The sequence below is a fragment of the Shewanella sp. M-Br genome (genome assembly GCF_036245925.1).
GTDB classification, from domain to species: domain Bacteria; phylum Pseudomonadota; class Gammaproteobacteria; order Enterobacterales; family Shewanellaceae; genus Shewanella; species Shewanella oncorhynchi.
Map to the genome: position 1 here is coordinate 13,007 of NZ_BJBV01000007.1, position 21,544 is coordinate 34,550.

18 protein-coding genes are annotated in these 21,544 nt (G+C 44.9%); 10 read left to right on the plus strand and 8 right to left on the minus strand.

The window, feature by feature from the left end:
• Window positions 1-96: 96 nt before the first annotated feature.
• From AAA952_RS07180 to AAA952_RS07205, 6 genes are all read right to left on the minus strand, one after another.
• Complete coding sequence (locus AAA952_RS07180) at window positions 97-2,151, minus strand: toxin-antitoxin system YwqK family antitoxin (protein ID WP_338255641.1); 2,055 nt, start codon at window positions 2,149-2,151, stop codon at window positions 97-99.
• A gap of 241 nt (window positions 2,152-2,392) precedes the next feature.
• A complete protein-coding gene (gene murI / locus AAA952_RS07185; protein ID WP_263202252.1) occupies window positions 2,393-3,205 on the minus strand; it encodes a glutamate racemase in 813 nt (270 codons plus the stop codon).
• An 842-nt stretch (window positions 3,206-4,047) separates the two neighbouring features.
• The gene (locus AAA952_RS07190; RefSeq protein ID WP_263202251.1) at window positions 4,048-4,377 is read right to left on the minus strand and encodes a hypothetical protein; all 330 of its coding nucleotides are present in this window, start codon (window positions 4,375-4,377) and stop codon (window positions 4,048-4,050) included.
• 327 nt (window positions 4,378-4,704) lie between these two features.
• Window positions 4,705-4,962, minus strand: coding sequence for an FRG domain-containing protein (locus AAA952_RS07195; RefSeq protein ID WP_263202250.1), 258 nt, complete (start codon window positions 4,960-4,962; stop codon window positions 4,705-4,707).
• Between the two features lie 777 nt (window positions 4,963-5,739).
• The gene (locus AAA952_RS07200; protein WP_028761683.1) at window positions 5,740-6,192 is read right to left on the minus strand and encodes a hypothetical protein; all 453 of its coding nucleotides are present in this window, start codon (window positions 6,190-6,192) and stop codon (window positions 5,740-5,742) included.
• Window positions 6,193-6,488: 296 nt separating this feature from the next.
• Window positions 6,489-7,412 (minus strand): LysR family transcriptional regulator, encoded by a 924-nt coding sequence (locus AAA952_RS07205; protein ID WP_338255648.1) that lies wholly within the window; start codon window positions 7,410-7,412, stop codon window positions 6,489-6,491.
• Between the two features lie 118 nt (window positions 7,413-7,530).
• Here AAA952_RS07205 and AAA952_RS07210 point away from each other — a divergent pair, with 118 nt between their 5' ends.
• Both AAA952_RS07210 and AAA952_RS07215 read left to right on the plus strand, forming a co-directional pair.
• Window positions 7,531-8,220, plus strand: a complete 690-nt coding sequence (locus AAA952_RS07210) for an SDR family oxidoreductase (RefSeq protein ID WP_219255357.1) — start codon at window positions 7,531-7,533, stop codon at window positions 8,218-8,220.
• 98 nt (window positions 8,221-8,318) lie between these two features.
• A complete protein-coding gene (locus AAA952_RS07215; protein ID WP_338255652.1) occupies window positions 8,319-9,506 on the plus strand; it encodes an MFS transporter in 1,188 nt (395 codons plus the stop codon).
• Window positions 9,507-9,889: 383 nt separating this feature from the next.
• On the opposite strand, the gene AAA952_RS07220 is transcribed toward AAA952_RS07215, so the two are convergent.
• Together AAA952_RS07220 and pyrC are read right to left on the minus strand one after the other, a co-directional pair.
• On the minus strand, window positions 9,890-10,936 hold the full coding sequence (locus AAA952_RS07220; protein WP_338255654.1) for a hypothetical protein: 1,047 nt from the start codon (window positions 10,934-10,936) through the stop codon (window positions 9,890-9,892).
• Between the two features lie 131 nt (window positions 10,937-11,067).
• Window positions 11,068-12,099: a dihydroorotase gene (pyrC, locus tag AAA952_RS07225; protein ID WP_338255655.1), complete on the minus strand. Its 1,032-nt coding sequence runs from the start codon at window positions 12,097-12,099 to the stop codon at window positions 11,068-11,070.
• A 375-nt stretch (window positions 12,100-12,474) separates the two neighbouring features.
• Between pyrC and AAA952_RS07230 the strand changes: the two genes are divergently transcribed.
• The 8 genes from AAA952_RS07230 to AAA952_RS07265 all read left to right on the plus strand — a co-directional run bounded on the left by AAA952_RS07230 (window position 12,475) and on the right by AAA952_RS07265 (window position 21,536).
• The gene (locus AAA952_RS07230) at window positions 12,475-13,737 is read left to right on the plus strand and encodes an efflux RND transporter periplasmic adaptor subunit (RefSeq protein ID WP_198571798.1); all 1,263 of its coding nucleotides are present in this window, start codon (window positions 12,475-12,477) and stop codon (window positions 13,735-13,737) included.
• 109 nt (window positions 13,738-13,846) lie between these two features.
• A complete protein-coding gene (locus tag AAA952_RS07235; RefSeq protein WP_263186665.1) occupies window positions 13,847-14,110 on the plus strand; it encodes a hypothetical protein in 264 nt (87 codons plus the stop codon).
• Between the two features lie 98 nt (window positions 14,111-14,208).
• On the plus strand, window positions 14,209-14,958 hold the full coding sequence (locus AAA952_RS07240; protein WP_028761691.1) for an ABC transporter ATP-binding protein: 750 nt from the start codon (window positions 14,209-14,211) through the stop codon (window positions 14,956-14,958).
• An 11-nt stretch (window positions 14,959-14,969) separates the two neighbouring features.
• Complete coding sequence (locus tag AAA952_RS07245) at window positions 14,970-16,280, plus strand: ABC transporter permease (RefSeq protein WP_198571797.1); 1,311 nt, start codon at window positions 14,970-14,972, stop codon at window positions 16,278-16,280.
• A gap of 10 nt (window positions 16,281-16,290) precedes the next feature.
• Window positions 16,291-17,490, plus strand: coding sequence for an FtsX-like permease family protein (locus AAA952_RS07250; RefSeq protein ID WP_286991573.1), 1,200 nt, complete (start codon window positions 16,291-16,293; stop codon window positions 17,488-17,490).
• Between the two features lie 123 nt (window positions 17,491-17,613).
• Entirely contained in the window at window positions 17,614-19,092 is a 1,479-nt protein-coding gene (locus tag AAA952_RS07255; RefSeq protein ID WP_338255662.1) for a sigma-54-dependent transcriptional regulator, read from the plus strand.
• 46 nt (window positions 19,093-19,138) lie between these two features.
• Window positions 19,139-20,827, plus strand: coding sequence for a sensor histidine kinase (locus AAA952_RS07260; RefSeq protein WP_338255664.1), 1,689 nt, complete (start codon window positions 19,139-19,141; stop codon window positions 20,825-20,827).
• A 298-nt stretch (window positions 20,828-21,125) separates the two neighbouring features.
• Window positions 21,126-21,536: a curli production assembly/transport protein CsgE gene (locus AAA952_RS07265; protein ID WP_131523186.1), complete on the plus strand. Its 411-nt coding sequence runs from the start codon at window positions 21,126-21,128 to the stop codon at window positions 21,534-21,536.
• Window positions 21,537-21,544: the final 8 nt, after the last annotated feature.

Genomic DNA, 21,544 nt, shown 5'->3' on the forward strand with positions numbered 1-21,544 from the left:
TTTAAACTTTGCCTTTTTGCTGGTAATTGTCTTCAAGGTCTTGAGTTAATCATTAGGATAAAAGGATAAGCAGTGCCTGATGTTCGATATTAATGTTTACCTTTCTGTAATCGCATAACTTCCATCTGTGTTATAGCGGATGATAAACCCCTTTTTCTCACCATCGTGGTAATACTTCAGGGACAGTAATCGATCCTTGTTATCGATTTCATATGTCCAGCCACGTTGCTCATTGTCGCTGTAATTGGACAGTGAATAACCGCCATCCTTCTTGTAGTGGATGCTGATTTGACTGTCTTGCCCCTGTTGATTATTTTGCAGCTTTTGGACATGCCCCTCTTCATCGAATTCATATTCTTTGATGAGGTTGCCATGATGGTAGTCAGAAAATTTGTATAATTTTCCTTTACTATCATAATAATATTGTTCCCCATGCTTAATCGATGGCGTATTTCTAAAGGGGGGATTCAGTATGTCCTTACAGTCATTACTATAGGGATTTTCTCGCATTATGCACTCGTCCTGAGAGGGCTTGACGGGCAAGGTTTCGTCATATTCATAATGACTTAACTCCATAAGCCGGTGATTATGGTTAGGATCAAATATCGCCTGCATGCCATGGTATTCACCTTTGCGATAGTGCCTAATGCCACTGGCAACATCCTGTGCTGAGTACCAAATACTCTGACCATCGAGCAGGCCCTGCTTATAATGCTTATTGGCAAAGAGCACATTTTCATCGCTGATTAGTTTTTCTTCACCTTCGCGTAATCCATTGAGATAAGTCACTTCGATCCGTGATTTCTTGTCAGTTTTAAATACCCAAGGGCCAGTGCGCTTGCCATCAAGGTAAGCCCCGTTACCCACATAGTTGCGGTATTCGCCAAGCGAGACTTTATCTACCCAAGGGCCTTGTTTAATGCCGTTTTGATAGTGACCTTTATTGCCATTGCTCTCAAGCCATTCACCGTCTTTGACGCCGTTGCGATAAATGCCTTTTTCAGACAATCGCTTATCCCCTGTGTCTGCGCCATATTCGGGCTCATAGATTTCATAGGGGCCATCGAGTACTCCTTGATTGTAATGGGCAAAACCGTAGTTATCTGCCTCATCGAACATGGACTGTGCAATCCATTTACCTTGCTTTTTACCGTCAAGATATTCACCTTCCCAATAGCTTGCTTGGCCGTCAGCCTCCATCCATTTACCGACTTTTTTGCCTTGTTTGTACTGACCATTCAACATGATATTGGCATTACGGTTATCGTAGGCGATATAGGGGCCATCGAGCACACCTTGGGCATAATGACTTTCAAGCGCAAGTCCAGCCCAAGATCCACCGAGATTCATATAATCATAAGCTGGGCCCGTTTTTGGGATCTCACCCTCACCGCTGTTTAGCCAGTCCACATCATCGGCTTCAAAGACAACGCTCACCAACACAAAACTGCCCTGTTGTTCGCGATAATCATTGCGATAAAAGTGGGTCACTAAGCTGTATTGATGCTCGTGGCCTTGGGCATCTTTATCTTTGCGGGTGAGGGGGTAACGTAATTTATATTCGTCCGCGTTTTTCACATCGTCGGGTAAACCTTTAGCATTGCGATAGCCGATTAAGGTTGGTTTGAGCTTGGTTGATCCATCGATAATCGCTTTAATGGCAGGATCTTCTATCGCCTCAACATCATAGGTCATGCGATATTGCTGCGGCGGAATTTGGTTTAACACTTTGCGGGTGTCGCTGACGGTAAATGACGATAACGTCGGGGCGACTTCATCCAGCACAACTTGAAGGCGTGGTAGCTTAGTGAGCTTTGAATCCTCAAAACCATAACCCCGTAAATGCTGACCATCAGCATCTTTAAGCATGACCACGACTTCTTTGTCGCCACCCTTATCAAAGTCATAGTAAAAAACGGCCACAATTTCAGCCGCACCATAATCATCAAGATGTACGCCGGGCGCATCGCCGTCGGACATTTCGCTCCACACTTGATTGTCTTTTTGGTGAAAATTAAGCCATTGGCCATTCGGTAAATCGACAGTGGGATGGACGGCTTTGCTCGCAGCGCTTGCCGCAGGAATAACCGTTAAAGAGGATAACAACATCATGCCCGCTGCAGTGAATAAACTGCGAATCGAAAGTTCCATTTAACTACACCTTTTACACCGATAACTTGCGCCTCATGCGCACCAGTAAACGGGCCGAATTTTATGCGAAGACAAGCACTTCAGGAAGTAGCTGATACAAAAAAGGCCGCAATAGCGGCCTGTTAAGATCCAACATTTAACAATCAGCGATGCGATATAGCATTTATTTCGTGGGTGTCTTTTAGGGGAATCATTTAGATTTCTTTGAAAACGGGTTTTAAAAGAAAATGAGCTAAAAATATTACAATAACAGAGGCTTAAATTTAATGGGGCACTGAAGCAGTGCTTCAATTTTGCTTTGTTTCGCTTGTTCTGAATCTACATTCCCAGTGGTGTAAAACGTTATTTCTGGATCGAGTATCGGGCTACACGTTTGGTGCTCGATTTTCAACAATGAGTGCGTTCGATTAGCAATGGCTAATCCAGAATCAATGACGGTAACCTGGTGGGGAAGGGCATTTTTGATTTCTGCATTGATAAGTGGAAAGTGAGTACAAGCTAGCACTAATACATCGGTATTAAACGCATCGGGTTTGTTAAAAATACGCTGAATTTCCTGGGTTACAATGTCGGGATCAAACCCATTGCTGAGAAGTTTTTGCTCTGAGGCGAGAACCAGCGCTTCAGAGTCTTCTACTAAAACCTTACATTCTGTGGCGAAATTTGTGATCAGCATCTTCACATAAGCTGAGTTCACCGTGGTGTGAGTGCCAAGTACCATCACTACCTTTGATTTTGATAACGAAGCGGCAGGTTTTATCGCAGGGACAACGCCGACAATAGGTATATTGAGTTCAGCACGAAGTAAGTCTAGCGCAATGGTACTCGCTGTATTGCAGGCGATAACGATAATATCGGGTTGAGTCAGTGCGCCTGCTTTGGATATAACGTCTAAAATTCGCTTTTTAAGTATATCGTGCGGCTTTTTTCCGTAAGGGAAAAAGCCAGCATCAGAGACGTAACTCAGCCGTATGTTGGGGATTCTCTTTTTTATTTCGGCCGCGACAGTCAGTCCACCTGAACCTGAGTCAAAAACTAATATTGAGCTATCCATTGCACCTACCTTCACATAATCAACACATTTAATTTTGCCATAGACACAGGAGCGTTAGTCGAATTGGCATACGGCTTCAAGAGGCGCATTTTGCTCTTTCAGCCTATTTTGATCAATGAGGATATGTTTGGTTAAGACTTTTTCGTAAACAAAAAATATTTTGGTGAGTTAATGCAATCTACCGCAGGGTGAGATCATGAATACTCAGTTTTGTCCGCAGTTTAGTTGGGATGCCAACTTAATCCTTCGTGCGTTTGTAAATATAGGTGGAGCTTTCATTCCGCATATCCATTCAGCACTATCATTCCACTGACACGCCGACTTTGGTTTTAAAATAGTCGTCCATGAGGGGTCGATGGCGGCATCTGCTGTATAGGACATACTAATGTCGCGATCACATGGATATGAATAAGCGACCATGCCACGGACGGTCACTTCCATGATAGTGCTTAATTTGGTTAATCCCTGTGTATGTCTGATAGTTGATTTGATGTATTTCTAAAATCTAAATCAAAGTCGTGGGGCTTCACCCCACACCCGACCAAGGAGGACTGCTCGTCCTATCCTCCTTGGATGCTCCATGACGCCCCTAACGGAGTTGAAAGCCCCTTGTGCTCATTGCCAAATTTGCTATCGCTTTCGAAGGATGCGTCCCTGCACCTGCGAAAGCTAGCCAGCCATCCATGGCTGGACTCACGCAATTTGCCTATTCGCCCTGCGGCAACTCCGAGGGGATAGTGTATTCCTCAGACTCTGGTGTTATTGGTACATTATTAAGGCATAAAAGCTCTATAAGTTCAGTTTCTTAATTTAGAACGTTGTAAAGTGTTATTTAGCTAGAATTACCACCTTTGTTCAAACAGTGAATAGCTTTTAATATGTTTCGTTTGATATTCAAGTTCAGGAAATAAAGTTGCTTCGTATATTCCGCAATATTTAAGTTCATTTAATATATCTTCCTTGAACTTAGCTGGGATAATGAAGGAATGTGAAAATTTATCAAATTCATCGTTAACTTTAACATATTGTTGGTTATACAATATTTTACCTGTATGGCAGGTAAAGCAACCTTGTTGTGTGACTAATCGTTTGTTAAGGCGTTTTGGTGTGTACATGAATCCAGCATGTTTTATCTGTTCATGGGCTCCTCCATTGATTGCTTTACAAATCAAATCAACCCCTTTGTCAGATAGCTGGCCATGATATTTCTTTTCTAATTCTAAAAAATCATCAAAACGTAATCCATTAAAGAGAATCTGGTTATTTAAGAATTCAAGATGATCTTCGCGGATGGAAGATGCGACCTGTTTAAAAATATTATCAAAGTCATCTGCATCATTATATTCTATTAATTTGGTGAGAAATATTTTACCAAAATCAAAGTTGTAATAATCGAAATCAAATATATCGTCTACAAAATCGGGTAAAAAAAAGAGTTTACCATCAAGGTTATTTTCTGTTGAGCACGCAAAATAAAGAGCAACTAATACATTTTCCGTTCAATCGAGAAGTCTTGTCGGTAAGCCATAGTGTTGGGCATAAGTAAGAAGCTCTAAAACATCGGTATGACGTTCTCTTGCTTCTGGATGCATCCTTACAAACTCATCGATGAGCATGTTCTCATCATAGTATTTTCCGTCTATTGGCCTAAATAAACTAGGTACAAGATTGTGGCGGGCGTTAGATTGTCCCCTAAACCACCATTTCTTAGAGTTATTTGAAGTTTCTGTCTTTGCTAATTTAATGGCATCAGCCACACACGATATTACTTGCTGGTTTTCTGTATCCGAGTTCGGCAATTTGCAACTCCATTTGTAGTGGTATATTAAACTTGGCTATTTAATAAGAAAGACTATGAATTTACTCATAGAACTCGACAACCTAGCTTTGCAAAAAGACGGTTCTGGTGCAACTCCTTTTGATTATTAAGATGAGTTGTAATCACCTTGCACTACAGGAATACGCTATTCTCTACGAAGTTGTTGAAATATATTGATAAAAATTACGTGGCGACATCATGGATGATGGCGTAGGCTCGGGGGCACATTCTGAGCCGTTAGGTGATTTTTATTGTAGTATGAGACTGGTTACTAAGGTGTTTACGGAGATATGAGTCATTTAGCTACAGACTACTCAAGTGTTGACGAAATTAAGCACTTGCATGTAAGTGACCGTTGGCGGCATGGATGCCGTCGTCGAGCCCTCAGGGATGAGTTTATGGCGTGTCACTGGAATGAAAGTGATTAATTCTATGCATACAAAATAAAGAACTAATCACTCTCTTAAAGAGGGGATTGCTGTTAATTCCCTCTTGGTTGGCTCTTGATTTAACATCAGAGGTCAAGCTCACACGACTTTGACTTTTTTAAAATTATAAAAAAAACCAATCAGTTGGTTGCAAAACTCCACATGGCTTGAATCAATTCATCATTAACCTCAAACACCATCACTTCAAAGAGATAATCTTTAATCTCACTAATGCGTTTGCCCAACAACGATGGCTCAGCACATCGTTGTCAGGCATCTACTGAATATTACTTCGCGGTAATTGAGCCTTGAGTTCCAGCATCAGTATCAATCCACGAGCTGTCTTTATTCATGCTTGCATCAGGATAAATGGTGAACTCCACCATGCCTTGTTTGAATTTGATTGCGCCATCACTATGGCTCGATTTTACGTGTTTACCATTAACCCAAACCTGATTTTTATCATCGATTTGAATGTTGGCAACCGTCGCGCCTGAGCTGGCGGTTGCAAGCCATTGTCGGGCATTGGGAATGATTACCTTAGCGTCATCTGCGGTTTGGGACATGGCGCTTGCCTTAGCATTTTCCTCTTTGGTTTTGTGGATATCGCAGCCTTGGGCTTCTGACATTTGGGTGCAGCCAGAGCGCTCGAGTAACTTGCGATATTCATCGTTAATGGCGTAGCTATTTGCCGATATTAATAGTGCAATGCTTGCTGTGATGATGATTTTAGTGTTCATGAGTTCCCTCGTTAGTATCAAGTTGTGGATCGCTCATTGCTAGTTTGCAGTGTGAGCTGATGGTTAATTGTAGAGGGTGCTTAGTAATTTTCTATTGGGCAAAAGTACATTTAATTCTATGCCGGGTTTAGCCGTAATGACCACTGCTATTGCTGCTTACATTGCGGGGCATAAGCCATGCGCTGTTTACACGTAATCCTTGCGAGGTGATGCGTTAAAATACAGTTGATCACATCGATAAAATACTTTGCGTCTATTGGTTGATGCAGTTGCCCCGTTTGATCGACGTTTAGCGATTAATACTCCAGCTGCTTTTCAAATTGTTCGAACAGAAAATCTAAGAATAATCGCAGTCGTTTGGGCTGATATTGGCGGCTGATGTATACCACGTTGAGGTCGGCACTTGAGACTGTGGTCGAGCTATTAAAGTTTTTCATGTAGCCATTTAAAACTGTCACTAAGCGTTGCTGATTAATGTCATTTTGCACATCGAGCAGTGATTTTAACGCGATCCCCGCGCCTTCTAATGCCCAGCAACGGATCACTTCGCCATCATCAGAAAACCGTTTTGGGGTGACAGTGACTGAGTTGCGACCTTCTTGGTCTTGAAAGTGCCAAGTTTTGAGCTCTTCATTACTGCGCAGCATAGCGAGGCAATCATGATGGCTGAGGTCTTGCGGTTTAACGGGAGTGCCTTTACGCGCAAGGTATTCCGGAGATGCGCACAGCACCCGTCGACTTGGTGCGAGCCGCCTTAAAATCAGATTGCTGTCAGTTAAATCACCGTAGCGAATAACGACATCTATGCCCGATTCGGCAATATTAGACAAATTATCATTGAGATACAGATAGGGAACGATATCGGGGTAGCGGTCGGTGAAGGCGGACAAAATCGGCAGTATATATTGTTTGCCTATATCTTTTGGCGCAGCAATTTTTAAGGTGCCTTTGACCTCTTTTACCCCATTCTGCAGCAAATTTTCGGTTTCTTTTACATTTTCGATAATCCCCAAGCATGCTTGGTGATACAGGGCCCCAGAGTCTGTGAGTGACAGATGTCGAGTACTTCGATTGAGCAGCTTAACCCCGTAGCGTTCTTCAAGTGCTTGTAAGCGCGCCGTGACGGTTGCTGGAGAAAGTCCGAGCTCGCGGCCCGCCGCTGCCAACCCTTGATGTTTCACTATGCTGATAAACAGCGCCATATCTGAAAATTTATCCATTTTCACATCTATTGTTTGTCTGGGCTGAATAATGAATTCATATATTAATCAATTATCAAAATATGTCGAATGAATATACTGGCTCTACTAACCAATCAGCATTACAGAGAGTAGTCACATGAGCAGCCACATCAGTAATCAGATTAGCAATCAGAGCAATAGCGATAAAGCTGTGGTTGTCATCATCGGCGGAACATCAGGAATAGGGGCTGCGCTTGCTAGGCAGCTAACGGTAGACAACCAGATTGTCCATGTCGCCAGTCGTCAAACAGGCGTAGATGTGTCGGACGAACAATCGGTAAATCGATTTTTTGAATCCATTGGTGCGTTCGATCACTTAGTGATCACCGCGGGTTCTTCTGCGCCAGCTGGCAAGGTCGTTGATGTCGATATTCAACAAGCTAAAGCGGCTTTTGACACTAAGTTTTGGGGTTCAATCAATGCTACAAAACAGGCGGTTCGTTACATTAAACAAGGTGGTTCTATCACACTAACCACTGGGATGCTGTCACGAAAAGTGGTCGCTAATACCTATGTTAAAAGCACAATGAACGCCGCCTTAGAAGCCTTTACTAAGGTGCTCGCTAAAGAGCTTGCCCCCATTAGAGTCAACGCCGTTAGCCCTGGATTAACAAGAACCGGGTCAATGCCAGCGCAAACGGCGATGTACGAACAAGCCAAAACCACATTGCCTGTAGCAAAAGTGGGTGAGCCGAGTGATATCGCTATGGCCTATTACCTTGCCATTAACAACAGCTTTATGACTGGCGCCATTATCGATGTTGATGGTGGCGCGCTGATTAACTAATGCACTGAATAAATAGTGCTTTTACCCATTATTGCACCGAGCTGATAACACATCGCCGGTATGTTCCCTACACAAAATTTGAAATAAGCGAGATTACAATGAACAAGGAAAAAATGCCGTTACAAGTGTGGATACTAACGCTAGCAGCGTTTGCAATTGGCACCGCAGAGTTTGTGATTGCTGGTATCCTGCCACAAATTGCCACGTCTTTGTCTATTAGTGAAGGTCAGGCAGGGTATTTGATCAGCGCCTATGCATTGGCAATTGTGTTTGGTGGTCCCATCCTCACGATTTACTTGGCGCGGTTCAATAAAAAAACCGTACTGACCAGCTTAATGGTGCTGTTTATCTTGGGTAATTTGCTGTCGGCATTTGCCCCCAATTACACCTTGCTGATGATTAGCCGAGTGATTACCGGCTTAGTACAAGGCCCATTTTATGGCATAGGTGCCGTAGTGGCGACCAGTTTGGTATCTGAAAAAATGGCCGGACGTGCTGTGGGTCAGATGTTTGCTGGTTTAACCTTAGCGAACGTATTGGGTGTACCTGGTGGCACTTGGATTGGCCTGCAATTTGGTTGGCAAACCACCTTTATCACAGTCGCGATATTGGGCGTTATCTCAATCGCTTCTATCTTCAAGTTTATTAATGCGACCGGCCATGGTGAAGCGAAAAATGTTTCGGCTCAGCTGCGAGCGTTTAAAAATCCTATGTTGTTGATTAGTCTTGCTATCACTGTGTTTGCTTGGTCCGGTTTTATGACTGTTTACGGTTATATTGCGCCAATTGCGATGCACATTACGGGCTTTAGTGAACATGCAGTAACGTGGATTTTAGTTATCGTCGGCTTAGGTTTGATATTGGGTAACACTTTAGGTGGGCGTTCATCGGATAAAAACCTGCAGAAAGCGTCGATGTTTTGGGCGATAGCCATGATAGTGTCGCTGCTACTGGTTGGTTTCGCGCTGGACAGCAAAGTGATGTTTGTGATTGCCGTTTTTGTATTTGGTATCGCTTCGTTTGCTAATGTTCCTGCAATGCAGTTACGGGTAATGAATCACGGTGGTGAAGGCCAAGAGTTGGCAGCAACCGCTAATATTTCAGCCTTTAACCTAGCTAATGCGTTCGGTGGATTTTTAGGGGGGATAGTGCTGGATAGCCAGATGGGCGCAGGCATGATCCCTTATGCAGCAGTGATTGTCCCTGTGCTTGGCTTAGTGTTTATTTCGATGGTAAACAAACGTGAGACACGTGCCGCGAATGCTGTAGCTGTGCCTAGTATTTAAATGTGGTAGAAGGTCTGATTACTTCTGATATAGGCTGCCATTTATTTTAGCTAAAATGCTCAATGTAACTCATTGAGCATTTTGTATTTTAGGCTCAAATGTAGCTGACCTTTGTGATTCTGCAAGATTGATTCATCTATCGTCTATCTTACTTAATTTATATTCGGGCTAGGCATTCTTTTAAATTCCACTTAATAACTGGCCATGTTAAACATCAGAAATATGCCAACTCCCGGCGAAGCCACTAATCAATACCTGTAACTTCGCTAGGGTGAGTGCTGTGTAGCAGTTTTACGAACGAGAGTCAGGGATGGCGAACTGGCAGTTAGGCATCATCGCCATGACTGCTTTCTTTCCCTCTAGTATTTTCTCAGTTAAGTACACTATTCCAATAGCTTAAGTTGTGTTTGTCCCCATTGGGTGGCATAGGGCATCGTTTCTTGCGGGCTGAGGACAAACTCATTTTCACAGCCATCGCCGCGGGGCGTTTCCCAGAATTTGATCCCCTTTGGCTCAAGGGTGAGCTGGTAATATCCTGAGCCGTCGGATGTGGGGCATTCTGCGTCCGGTGCTTTGCCAGCAAACAATTTGTCCCTTAATGCAGGGGGTAAAGGATGACTCATACCCTCGAGCATGCTTTGTGGTTGAGTATCGGCGAGAAACCATTGCCATGGGTGGAAAGGTTTGCCGTCGGTAAGGGAGAAACTCACAAATTCTTGGCTGATACCATTGGCGCCATAACCTGCCGCCCAGCGATATAGGCGCACACTGAGCCAATGCTGATTAATAAAAATCGGTTCGGCAAAGGTTTCGTCAGTCACAAAACTGCCCATTTGTGCCAGCATTCTGCGGCGAGTATCAAAGGTTTGTGCTAGTTGGGCTTCATCGGTGAGCTTATGTTCAAGCCATTGATTAATTGCCAATATACCCGTTTGTGGGCCTTTAAATTCGATACCTACATCTGTGCCAAAAGTCAGCGGGCGATACTCAATATTTTCGTAGCTTTGCCATTTACCTCGGCTGAGTTTTGGCGTGGTTTCTAGCGGTAGATTGTAAGCATCGGCACCGCAATCCTCGACTTTATCTGGGCTGATTTCTCGCTCAAGTTGCACTGGTAATGATTTACTCGCGGTATCTTTAAACCAATGGCCGCTCAGTTTTTGTGGTGTGACACTATCAAACTGCCAATTTCCGGTATTGTCTTCTTCTTTCCACAGTTCATCTTGCTGCTCGAGTCTTATCGGCGTTAAGTAGCGTTGATAGTAATAACTGCCTGTTCCATATTGATTAAAACAAATTCTGACCTTGCTTTTACCTAACTGTCCCTGCCAGATCCCTGTGAGTTCATTGGCCGCAAAGGTCGGCAAAGAGATCGTGGCGGTCAGCAACAGGCTTGAAGATAAAACGGAGAATAACATCCTTGTGGGCATACTGATTTTCTCTTAAAAGGTGATAAGTAAGGGCCGTATTCTAAGCGCAGGATACTGACCGATTGTGGATTAAAAATCAAAATCTGATAAAAAAGTCGCCCGTAGGCGACTTGATGTTAAAGACTTAAGGCTTACTCAACTTGCCAATCAATGGCTTCTCCAGCACGAATTGGCACTACGTTAGTATCGCCAAGCGGGTAAGTTGTAGGGACATCCCATGACTTTTTGACCAGCTTGATGGTATCGGTATTGCGTGGCAGATGGTAAAAGTCTGGGCCGTTAAAGCTTGCGAACGCTTCGAGTTTATCCAGCGCATTGACCGACTCAAATGCTTCGGCGTACAGCTCAATGGCGGCATGAGCCGTGTAGGAGCCCGCGCAGCCACAGGCCGCTTCTTTCTTATCCTTGGCGTGTGGCGCTGAATCTGTACCGAGGAAAAACTTCTTGCTGCCGCTTGCCGCTGCACCTAACAACGCCTGCTGGTGGGTGTTGCGTTTTAAAATCGGCAGGCAGTAAAAATGCGGACGAATACCGCCTGCCAGCATGTGATTGCGGTTATACAGTAAATGGTGGGCTGTGATAGTCGCGGCCACATTGTCTGAGGCTTGAGTGACAAAATCGACGGCATCTTTGGTGGTGATATGCTCAAGCACGATTTTAAGCGCGGGGAAATTGGCGACAATTTTACTGAGGATATTTTCAATAAAGACACGCTCGCGGTCGAAAATATCAATAGCTGAATCTGTGACTTCACCGTGGACTAAAAACAGCATACCGACTTCTTGCATGGCTTGGAGTACGGGATAGATGTTTTTAACATCGGTCACGCCGGAATCTGAGTTAGTCGTCGCGCCCGCTGGGTAGAGTTTAGCGGCGACAATTTTACCCGAGGCTTTGGCCTTGCGGATTTCATCTGGGCTGGTTTTGTCGGTTAAATACAACACCATCAAAGGTTCGAACTGTGAGCCCGCGGGCACTTGCGCTTTAATGCGATCGTAATAGGCCAGTGCGGTTTCGGTATCGATAGCGGGGGGCACTAAGTTTGGCATGACGATGGCGCGGCCCATATAGCGGCTGATGTCGCGCACTGTATCTTTAAGCTGGGCGCCGTCTCTTAAATGAATATGCCAGTCGTCTGGGCGAGTGATTGTTATTGTAGTCATAGGGTTTGGTCTTTTGATCGTTTTTGCTGCGAGGGTGGCGGGATCTTATGTGGCAAGGATTTTACTGTAAAGGGAAACTCGGCTGTTTCGGCCAATAAATCTGTTAGGACATGTAATTGAAGCGCTTAGCCGCATGGCCCGTACTATGTCACTGTTTTTAGCATCGGACACTTTTGATTAATCTGCTGCGGACACTTTTCGATTTAAACTCCAGTGTCCGCGGACACTTTTATCTGCGATTTTTTATTAAAGTTATGAAAGTAAATGATTTTACTTGTTTGGCATAGGCTTTGCTAACTCTAGGGTAGAGATTTCCAATAGTGTCCGTTGATGCGTTCCGGCACTGATGATTACAACAGGGAAGCGAGTAAAGCCATGATTAAAGATACTAGCGGCCAAGATACAGTACTTGTGCCATCGACCTCTAAACGTCTTAAGTTACCGCTGATCATTGGCGGTTGCGCCTTATTAGTCAGCGCCTTAGTGTGGGCAAGTTTAGGCTCTGATAGTGTTAGCAAATCCCTTAGCCGCAGCGACATCACTACCGCAAAACTCTTCGTTGGAACGTTAACCCGCGATGTGGCGACCACAGGTAAAATCGTGGCGGCCAATGCGCCTATTTTGTATAGCACAGAGGAAGGCACAGTGACTCTGCTCAGCAATCCTGGCGATACTGTTAATAAGGGCGATGTGGTCGCCAAACTCGATAGTCCAAGACTCACAAATCAGCTAGCGCAAGCCAAGTCCCTATTAGCGGGCATGGAGAGTGCATTAGAGCGCGCTAAGTTGGATGCAAGACGCGATCAATTACAAGCTTATCAAACCTTAGATATCGCAACGGTCGATCTTGAAGCGGCGGATAGGGAAAGCCGACGCGGAGAGGAGCTGATTCAAAGTCAGCTTATTGGCCAGATTGATTATGAAAAGGGCAAAGATGATTTACACAAAGCCAAGCTGAAGTTTAAGCATGCCGAACAAGAAGTTGCGTTAACGAAAGATACGTTAACCTTTGAAATTAAAAATAAAGCCCTAGAAGTTGAGCGTCAAACTCTCGCGGTGCGTGAATTAGAACGCCAAGTCGATGCCTTGAATATTGTTGCACCTGTTAACGGCATTATCGGTAACTGGATTACCGAGCAGAAAACCCGTCTTAGCGCTAACCAACCGATTTTAACCGTCGTGGATTTAAGCGCCTATGAGGCTGAGTTAGCCGTGCCTGAATCCTATGCGGACGATCTGGGTTTAGGCATGGAAGTCGAGTTGAGTTTTGGCAGTATTAAGTTAATGGGCAAGTTATCGTCAATTTCCCCTGAAGTGCGTAACCGTGAAGTGACCGCTAGGGTGCAATTTGACCAAAGCGACAGCCTAACACTGCGCCAGAATCAACGCATCTCGGCCCGAGTGTTATTAGAGCACAGACCCAATGTTCTTATGGTAAAACGCGGCGCCTTTATGACCAGCGGTGGGGGTAATGTGGCTTATCAAATCGAGGGCGATTTAGCCAGTCGTCGTGAGGTTAAGCTCGGTAGTACTAGCCTGAGCCAAGTCGAAGTGCTGGATGGCGGGAAAGCCGGAGATGAGTGGGTTATTTCAAGCGTTGATCCCTTTAATCACGCCGAACAGGTCAGAATTCATTGATGACCGATATTCGTAAATTATTAAACAACCAATCTGATGAATTTAACAGCGCAGTGATCAAGGTGAATGACGAAACCTGCTGCGACATGGATAAGAATAGGAGCCGGATATGCGTGATAAACAATTTGATATCAGCGTGTTGATGTCATCCAAAATGTTTGGAGTACTAGCCTTATTATTACTGGTGGTTGCGGTGGAGCTAAGTATCGGTGAGGCCAATAGCTGGTTTTTCCTCGGACTCAATTTGTTGGAATGGAGCAATCCTTTGGATGAGTTTCGCCAAGTGGGTGAGGTTTCCAACGAAACTGCCAACCTTATGCTGGGCGCTTTTATGTGGTTTTTAGAGTGTGTCGTTGAGCCATTCTTTGGCTGATAAAGCTGTGCTGATTACGGTCGTACATGAGTCGATGCCTAAGGTGTCGACGCAGAGTCTGGGCGCAAAATAGATTTGATTATTTAAAGGAAATTAACATGTTATCAATGAAGAATGTGAGCAAGGTTTTTAAAACGGATTTAGTAGAAACCCACGCCCTGCGCGATTTTAACCTCGAGGTGAACGAAGGCGAATTTGTCGCAGTCACCGGTCCTTCTGGCTCGGGTAAAACCACCTTTTTAAATATTGCAGGTTTACTCGAAGGTTTTACCCACGGCGACTATTTTCTCGATGGGATTAACGTGTCTAACTTGAGCGATAATAAGAGCGCCACTATCAGAAATGAGAAAATTGGCTTTATTTTCCAAGGTTTTAACTTAATTCCCGATCTTAACTTAGCTGAGAATATCGAAGTGCCGCTGCGCTATCGTGGTTTTAATGCCAAGGAGCGTCAACGTCGTGTACAAGAGGCATTAGAGCAAGTGGGCTTAGCTTCACGGCTTAAACATTTACCTACTCAGTTGTCGGGTGGACAACAACAAAGGGTGGCGATTGCTCGTGCTTTGGCGGGGGAGCCACGCTTCCTACTTGCCGACGAACCTACGGGAAACCTCGACAGCCTAATGGCACGTCAAGTGATGGAATTACTCGAAAATATCAATCAAGCGGGCACGACCATTATCATGGTGACGCACGATCCTGAACTCGCTCGCCGCGCCCAACGCAACATTCAAATTGTCGATGGTCAAGTGTGTGATTTTACTATGTATCATCAAGGTCATCGACATGTCAGTGATATCACTGCTGCGACTGATATCGACAAACTTGTTGCCAACGCCGACCGTTAAGGATATGCACTATGTTCTTTTATTATGTTGATTTAGCTTGGCGCAGCATTAAGAAAACCCCAGTGTTGTCGCTGTTGATGGTGTTGGCGATTTCGATTGGTATTGGTATCACGATTACTACGTTAAACGTGTACAAGATGATGTCATTTAATCCTGCGGGTGAACGCTCTGATGAGTTAAATGCGGTACAGCTTTGGAGCCAAGGTCCTGATTCTTGGGATGAGTTAAACTCGTTAGTGACTTATCAAGACGCGATGAATCTGCGCAACAATACCTTACCTAAACGCCAAGCTGCGATGTTTCGCACTGGGATGGCAGTGCAAACGGAGGATGCCAATTTTGCGCCTATTTTAGAAAGCATTCGGGTGACGGACAGTGACTTTTTTAAGCTGTTTGACGTGCCATTTTTGTACGGTAATGCGTGGGATAAATCCGTCGACACTGAACCTGCTTATCAAGTGGTGATTAACGATAAACTCAATCAAAAATTGTTTGCGGGTCAAAACAGTGTTGGCAAGGTTATCTATCTTAATCGTAAACCTTATCAAGTGGTTGGGGTGATTGATGCTTGGGATCCTAAGCCTAAATATTATGATCCCACTAACGGTGCCTTTAACGACACGGAACAAATTTTTGTGCCGTTTTCGCTGACGCCTATCGAAGAGTTTGATATATGGGGTAACACTTCAGGTTGGAAGTTTGAGACTATGAATAGTTACAGCGATCGCCTTAACTCTGAAAAAGTGTGGTTGCTGTATTGGGTTGAGTTGCCAAATAAAGACGCAGTAGCCAGTTACCGTTCTTGGCTCAGCAATTATGTGGCGGAGCAAAAAGCCCTAGGCCGTTTTACGGATAATAAATCTGCCGCTGACTCAGTCAAAGTATCCGATGTGGCAACTTGGCTTGAATACAATCATGTGGTGCCCGAAGACAATAAAATCTTGGTTGGCTTGAGTGCGCTGTTTTTAAGTGTTTGTTTAGTCAATATATTAGGTTTAATGCTGACAAAGTTCCTCAAGCGAGCCCCCGAGGTGGGTGTACGCCGCGCTATTGGTGCTAGCCGTGGTCAAATCTTCGCTCAATATATGGTGGAAGTGGGCATGATTGGCTTATTCGGTGGTTTGCTTGGACTGGCTTGGGCCTACGCTTCGCTTTATGGGTTATCGGCCCAGTTTGAGGTCGCGAAGGGCTTAACCCATTTATCGGCGAGTATGTGGATTATCACCCCAAGTATTGCGGTAGGCACAGCCTTGTTGGCTGGCTTGTATCCCGCATGGGTGGTGTGTCGCACTAAACCTAGCGTTTATCTTAAAAGCCAGTAAGGGACTCATTATGTTGCATATTAAACCTATTCTCAGCAGTTTATTGCGCAGTAAAAGCGGTCCAGTCTTACTGCTTATTCAGATTATCCTGTCTGTGGCAATTGTGGCGAATGCGAGCTTTATTATTCAAGAGCGTTTAGCCCTGATGCAGCGTGATTCGGGGATTAAAGAGTCAGAAGTCTTGACCTTTAGCTTGTTCAACTTCGATCCATTGATTGATAAAACCGCGCAAAACAAAATTGATCAGCAAATTTTGCGGGGGCTAGCCAATGTGATTGATGCGACCTCAACCAATATGTTGCCGTTAAGCGGTGGCGGCTGGTCGAGCACGTTAAATCTGGGCCCCGACCCAGATAGCGCTAAATCGACACCGCAATTTGCCATGTATTTAGGGACAGATCACACCATTGAGACCTTAGGCATTAAGCTGATTGAGGGACGTAACTTTTACCCCCATGAACTTAAGGATAACCTCGATAGCCCTAGCCGATTAGCGATCATCTCCAGTGTGTTAGCCAAAGCCATTTGGCCTGATGAATCCGCACTTGGTAAAGTGTTGTACGAGGGCAAGGATGCGCAGATCACTGTGATTGGGGTCGTCGAAAAACTGCAAGGCGCGTGGATTGACAGTTCTAGTCTTGAAAACAGCGTGATTCAAAATGTGGATTATGGCAGCAGTTCTTACATGGTACGGGCCAAACCTGAGTTTCACGCCGAGCTTAAAGACACGATAAAAAAAGCGCTGCTGGCGGAGAATCCAAACCGAGTACTCGATGGCTTTAAGTCAATCGAGGCCTTAAAAGATAGTTCATATCGCGATCATAAATTGATGATTACTGTGTTAACTATGATGGTGGTGTTGTTATTGCTTATCACCTCGCTCGGTTTAACGGGCATGGTGATGTTTAATATCCAGCGCCGCACTAAGCAGATAGGTACCCGCCGTGCATTGGGGGCTAAAAAGCGAGATATTATCAGTTACTTCCTCGTGGAGAACTATTTGATTTGCTTAGCGGGAGGCGTGCTGGGCGGCTTGTTAGCGATACAGTTAGGCCAACAGTTAATGAAAATCTATAGCTTGCCTATGTTGGACTTAAGCTACCCACTAATTACTGTGGCAGGTTTATTTATTGTCACCACATTAGCGGTTTACTTACCAGCGCGTAAGGCGGCAAATATTTCGCCAGCAACCGCAACTCGCAGCGTATAGCGGAATATTTGATGTCACTCAAGGTACGATAAAAGCTCGACAAAAGTGCGATAACAATAGGATGTTATTGCACTTTTTGTTACTTTACGGTTAACAGTTTTACTTAGGACAACACTCACACTTATGGATACTATCCTTATCGTCGATGACAATCATGCCATCTGCCAAGCCCTAGGTTTGATGCTAGAACTCAATGATTATCGGGTGCTGATTTGCCATAGCCCAGAGGACGCCCTTGGGTTATTGACGACGCAAGATGTGGATTTAGTGATCCAAGATATGAACTTTACCCGAGATACCACCTCGGGTGAGGAAGGTCGGCAGCTGTTTTACGCCCTGCGCGAACGCCAAGGGGATTTGCCGATTATTTTGATGACGGCGTGGACTCAGCTCGAAACCGCCGTTGAATTAGTCAAAGCGGGCGCCGCCGATTATATGGGCAAACCTTGGGATGACGCTAAGCTACTCAATAGCATCACTAATCTGATTGCGCTTTATAAACTCTCCCGTGCTAACCACCGCTTGGAGCGGGTGAATCATCAACGCCAAGTGGCGATCGCCGATGCGGATCTCTGCGGTATTGTCTTTGGTAGCGGTGCTATGCAGCGTTGTATTGACTTAGCCTTGCAACTGGCGCGCTCCGATGTGTCGGTCTTGATCACTGGCCCCAATGGCGCGGGAAAAGACAAGCTTGCCGATATTCTCCACGCCAATTCACCCTTAAAAAACAAACCTTTTATTAAGGTCAATGTCGGCGCCTTGCCGATGGATTTATTAGAGGCCGAGCTGTTTGGTGCCGAGGCGGGCGCTTTTACTGGCGCGACTAAAGCGCGTATTGGCCGTTTCGAAGCGGCAGACGGCGGCACGCTGTTTCTAGATGAAATTGGCAATTTACCTTTGTCTGGGCAAGTGAAATTATTGCGGGTGCTACAAACCGGCGAATTTGAACGCTTAGGAAGCCATAAAACCCAGAAAGTAAAAGTGCGGGTGATCAGTGCGACCAATGCGGATCTGGCCCAAGATATCGCTGAAGGGCGATTCCGTGAGGATTTGTTTTACCGCTTAAACGTGATTGAACTGGCATTGCCACCGCTGAATCAACGCACCGATGACATTTTACCTTTAGTGCAGCATTTTATTGGCAGCGATTTTAGCTTGAGTAAACCTGCGTTGCAGGCGTTATTACAGCACCGCTGGCCGGGAAATGTGCGCGAGCTTGAAAACGCCTGTAAGCGAGCCGTATTGTTGGCGCAAAGCCATGTGTTGACTGAAGCTGACTTTGGTTTGGCACCTGTTGCGAGTGTCATCAAATCTGCTTCCAGTGTTTCGGCTGTATCTGAGTCGCGGCTATCTGGCTTGAGACACTCTGATCCTCTGCCTGTTTATTCGCCCGCTTCCATCCCCGTAAATACCGCATTTTATCATGAGTCTGTTCGTGCCCAAGTGTCAGATGCCAATGAGGCGATAGACGTGAGCCGAGAAGATATCGAAGCGGCGCTAAAACAGCATCATGGCGTAATTGCTCGGGTGGCAAAAGCGCTTGGACTCAGTCGCCAAGCGCTGTATCGGCGGATGGACAAGTTTGGTTTAGATAAGTCATAGGCTAAGTGCAGATGCTAGGGTAAAGGCTATCGATTAAGGAATCTGAGTGTTAATTCGAACTAAACTTATCATTTTTTCAATGGCTTGCTGCGCCTTTGGCGTCTTGCTGAGTTTTGCCTTGGTGAAGTATATCTCACCCGATGCTTCGTCTGTTGCCACGTCTAACACGATTGAAATCCCTGATGTGAATGTGCAACTCGATTTTGCAGAGCTTGAGAAAACGGTCGCCTCCATCGAACTCGCCCTTAACAATAGTGAGCAATTGCAGGAGGCTGCGGCGATGCAAGCGCACCAGAGGGCCGAGCAGATTAAGGCCGAGCTGCAAAAGCTTGAACAACTTAAACAAGAGCAGTTACAAATAAAACTCTTCAAGTTAGAACAACTTAAAGAAGGGCTGTTTAATTCTATTCCTCATGTGGTTGAGCCTTTACGTGTAGAACCGCTATCCATTTTACCGCCCAAAGCACCTGTATCTCCTGCGATATCCGCTGAGATAGCGAAGGGAGAGCGTGTCTCGAGTTTGACCTTAGGTGAAGGTTTGATCGTGTTGCTTCTCGCTTGTGCTGTCTGTGGTTTAGGTATTGCTTGGTTGACTCGACATCTCGGCCGCAGTTTAGATTCCCTTGAAGTCGGCTTGCTAAATTTTAGTGATAATGACTTTAGTGTGAGTATTCCTGAACATGGCGAAGGTCAGCTCAAAACCTTAGCGCAGTTATTTAACCATAGCGCTGCTAAATTGCGCCAAGAAAGGCAGTACATTTACCAGCGGGAGTTATTACTGGATAAGGTGATTCAAAGTTCTCCCAATGTGATGTTGTTACTGGACGATCATCAGCGGCTCATTTATGCCAACGATGCGGCGCGTCACCTATTTCATAAAAAGGGCAGAATGGAAGGCTTGAGCCTAGATGAATTGCTGGTGGATTTGCCCGAAGTATTGGCCTTGGCGCTTAAACATGAAAAGAACGGACTCTTCGCCATGGGTGAAGATGATGTGGAAACTTGGTATTTAAGTCGCGGCCAATTTTTATTGAATAACCAACAGCATAACTTAATTTTGCTCAAGCAGATGACCCGCGAGCTCAATCGTCAAGAAGTGGCAGTATGGAAAAAAGTCATCCGCATTATTAGCCATGAACTCAATAACTCAGTCGCGCCCATCGCCTCCATGGTGAACTCTGGCCGACTGCTCACCAAAGATATCGATAATCCCAAGCTAACCTTAATTTTCGATACTATCGAGAATCGTACCAGTCATCTAAGCCAGTTTATCTTCAACTATGCCCGTTTTGCTAAGTTGCCGCTCCCGCAACGGCGTCAGGTGAATTGGGGGCAATTTACAGCCCAGTTAACTCAGCATTATCCCTTTAAACTCATTCATGAGTTACCTGAGGTTGATGGTTTTTTCGATCAAGGACAGATGGAGCAAGTGCTCCTCAATTTACTTAAAAACGCCCATGAATCTGGCTCAAACCCCGAGGATGTCACCCTGTCGATTCGATATCAAACCTTAGTGGATGGTGGAGGTTTTAGTATTGTGATTGAGGATCGCGGCACTGGTATGTCTGGTGAAGTATTAGAGCAGGCGCTACTGCCGTTTTACTCAACAAAACAATCGGGTACAGGCTTAGGTTTACCTTTGTGCCGTGAAATTATCGAAGCCCACGATGGCAGTATTAGCATGCATAATCGCAGTGACGGTGGCCTGTTGGTTCGACTATGGTTACCACAATAATGCTCGCGTTTTGAATCAACACCGTAATGCGACTCTTAAGTCGCATTTTTATTGCTTATCTTATCCGCTTGTTTAAAGCATAACTCCTATCCTCAACTGCCTCTTGGCGTATTAGCCAAATGGGCTATTTTTGCCTTTTTACCTTAGCTCTTCGGGCTAATTTGCCCCCTAGCGTAATGACGGGAGATCTTTAACCCTGTTAACCTGTTTTATCGAAAATTTGCGTTAAAACTCACCTTGTTCTAACAGAGGTTAGCGCGGTTTTTAAGGTTCGATTAAAAAGGTTAAGGAGGGATAAGTGAAACAGTTAAAACAGCGTCTGCTTACTTACGTTTTATGTCCATTCCTGCTGCTGGCTTCCCCTATCACTATTGCCGATAACGACATTGAAATTAGTGGCTTAGTAATAGATAGAACCTTGACTCGGTTTGGTAAGGACTTTGGCTTTTACTACTCAAGCTATTGGCGCGAACTGCCCTTTACCCAAGGCTTTAACGTCACTCTATATGAGACAGTGTTTCCACAGGCTGGAACCGTTTTAACTTTAGAGGTAAACGGGACTCGGATTTACACCACCCATTTTGGTCGTCGTGCAAATCCGATTAAAGAGAGCGCAGAGCAGGCGATTTTGCTTACGATTGATTATTTAGCGCAAGTCAGAGCCAATGCAATAACAGGTGATTTTTCAGGAACATCGGACGACTTTTAGGATAATAA

Excerpts from the sequence above, each read along its gene's own strand:
- AAA952_RS07180 (WP_338255641.1), bottom strand. The coding sequence starts at position 2,151 with ATGGAACTTTCGATTCGCAGTTTATTCACTGCAGCGGGCATGATGTTG.
- murI (WP_263202252.1), bottom strand. The coding sequence starts at position 3,205 with ATGGATAGCTCAATATTAGTTTTTGACTCAGGTTCAGGTGGACTGACT.
- AAA952_RS07200 (WP_028761683.1), bottom strand. The coding sequence starts at position 6,192 with ATGAACACTAAAATCATCATCACAGCAAGCATTGCACTATTAATATCG.
- AAA952_RS07205 (WP_338255648.1), bottom strand. The coding sequence starts at position 7,412 with ATGGATAAATTTTCAGATATGGCGCTGTTTATCAGCATAGTGAAACAT.
- AAA952_RS07210 (WP_219255357.1), top strand. The coding sequence starts at position 7,531 with ATGAGCAGCCACATCAGTAATCAGATTAGCAATCAGAGCAATAGCGAT.
- AAA952_RS07215 (WP_338255652.1), top strand. The coding sequence starts at position 8,319 with ATGAACAAGGAAAAAATGCCGTTACAAGTGTGGATACTAACGCTAGCA.
- AAA952_RS07220 (WP_338255654.1), bottom strand. The coding sequence starts at position 10,936 with ATGCCCACAAGGATGTTATTCTCCGTTTTATCTTCAAGCCTGTTGCTG.
- pyrC (WP_338255655.1), bottom strand. The coding sequence starts at position 12,099 with ATGACTACAATAACAATCACTCGCCCAGACGACTGGCATATTCATTTA.
- AAA952_RS07230 (WP_198571798.1), top strand. The coding sequence starts at position 12,475 with ATGATTAAAGATACTAGCGGCCAAGATACAGTACTTGTGCCATCGACC.
- AAA952_RS07235 (WP_263186665.1), top strand. The coding sequence starts at position 13,847 with ATGCGTGATAAACAATTTGATATCAGCGTGTTGATGTCATCCAAAATG.
- AAA952_RS07240 (WP_028761691.1), top strand. The coding sequence starts at position 14,209 with ATGTTATCAATGAAGAATGTGAGCAAGGTTTTTAAAACGGATTTAGTA.
- AAA952_RS07245 (WP_198571797.1), top strand. The coding sequence starts at position 14,970 with ATGTTCTTTTATTATGTTGATTTAGCTTGGCGCAGCATTAAGAAAACC.
- AAA952_RS07250 (WP_286991573.1), top strand. The coding sequence starts at position 16,291 with ATGTTGCATATTAAACCTATTCTCAGCAGTTTATTGCGCAGTAAAAGC.
- AAA952_RS07255 (WP_338255662.1), top strand. The coding sequence starts at position 17,614 with ATGGATACTATCCTTATCGTCGATGACAATCATGCCATCTGCCAAGCC.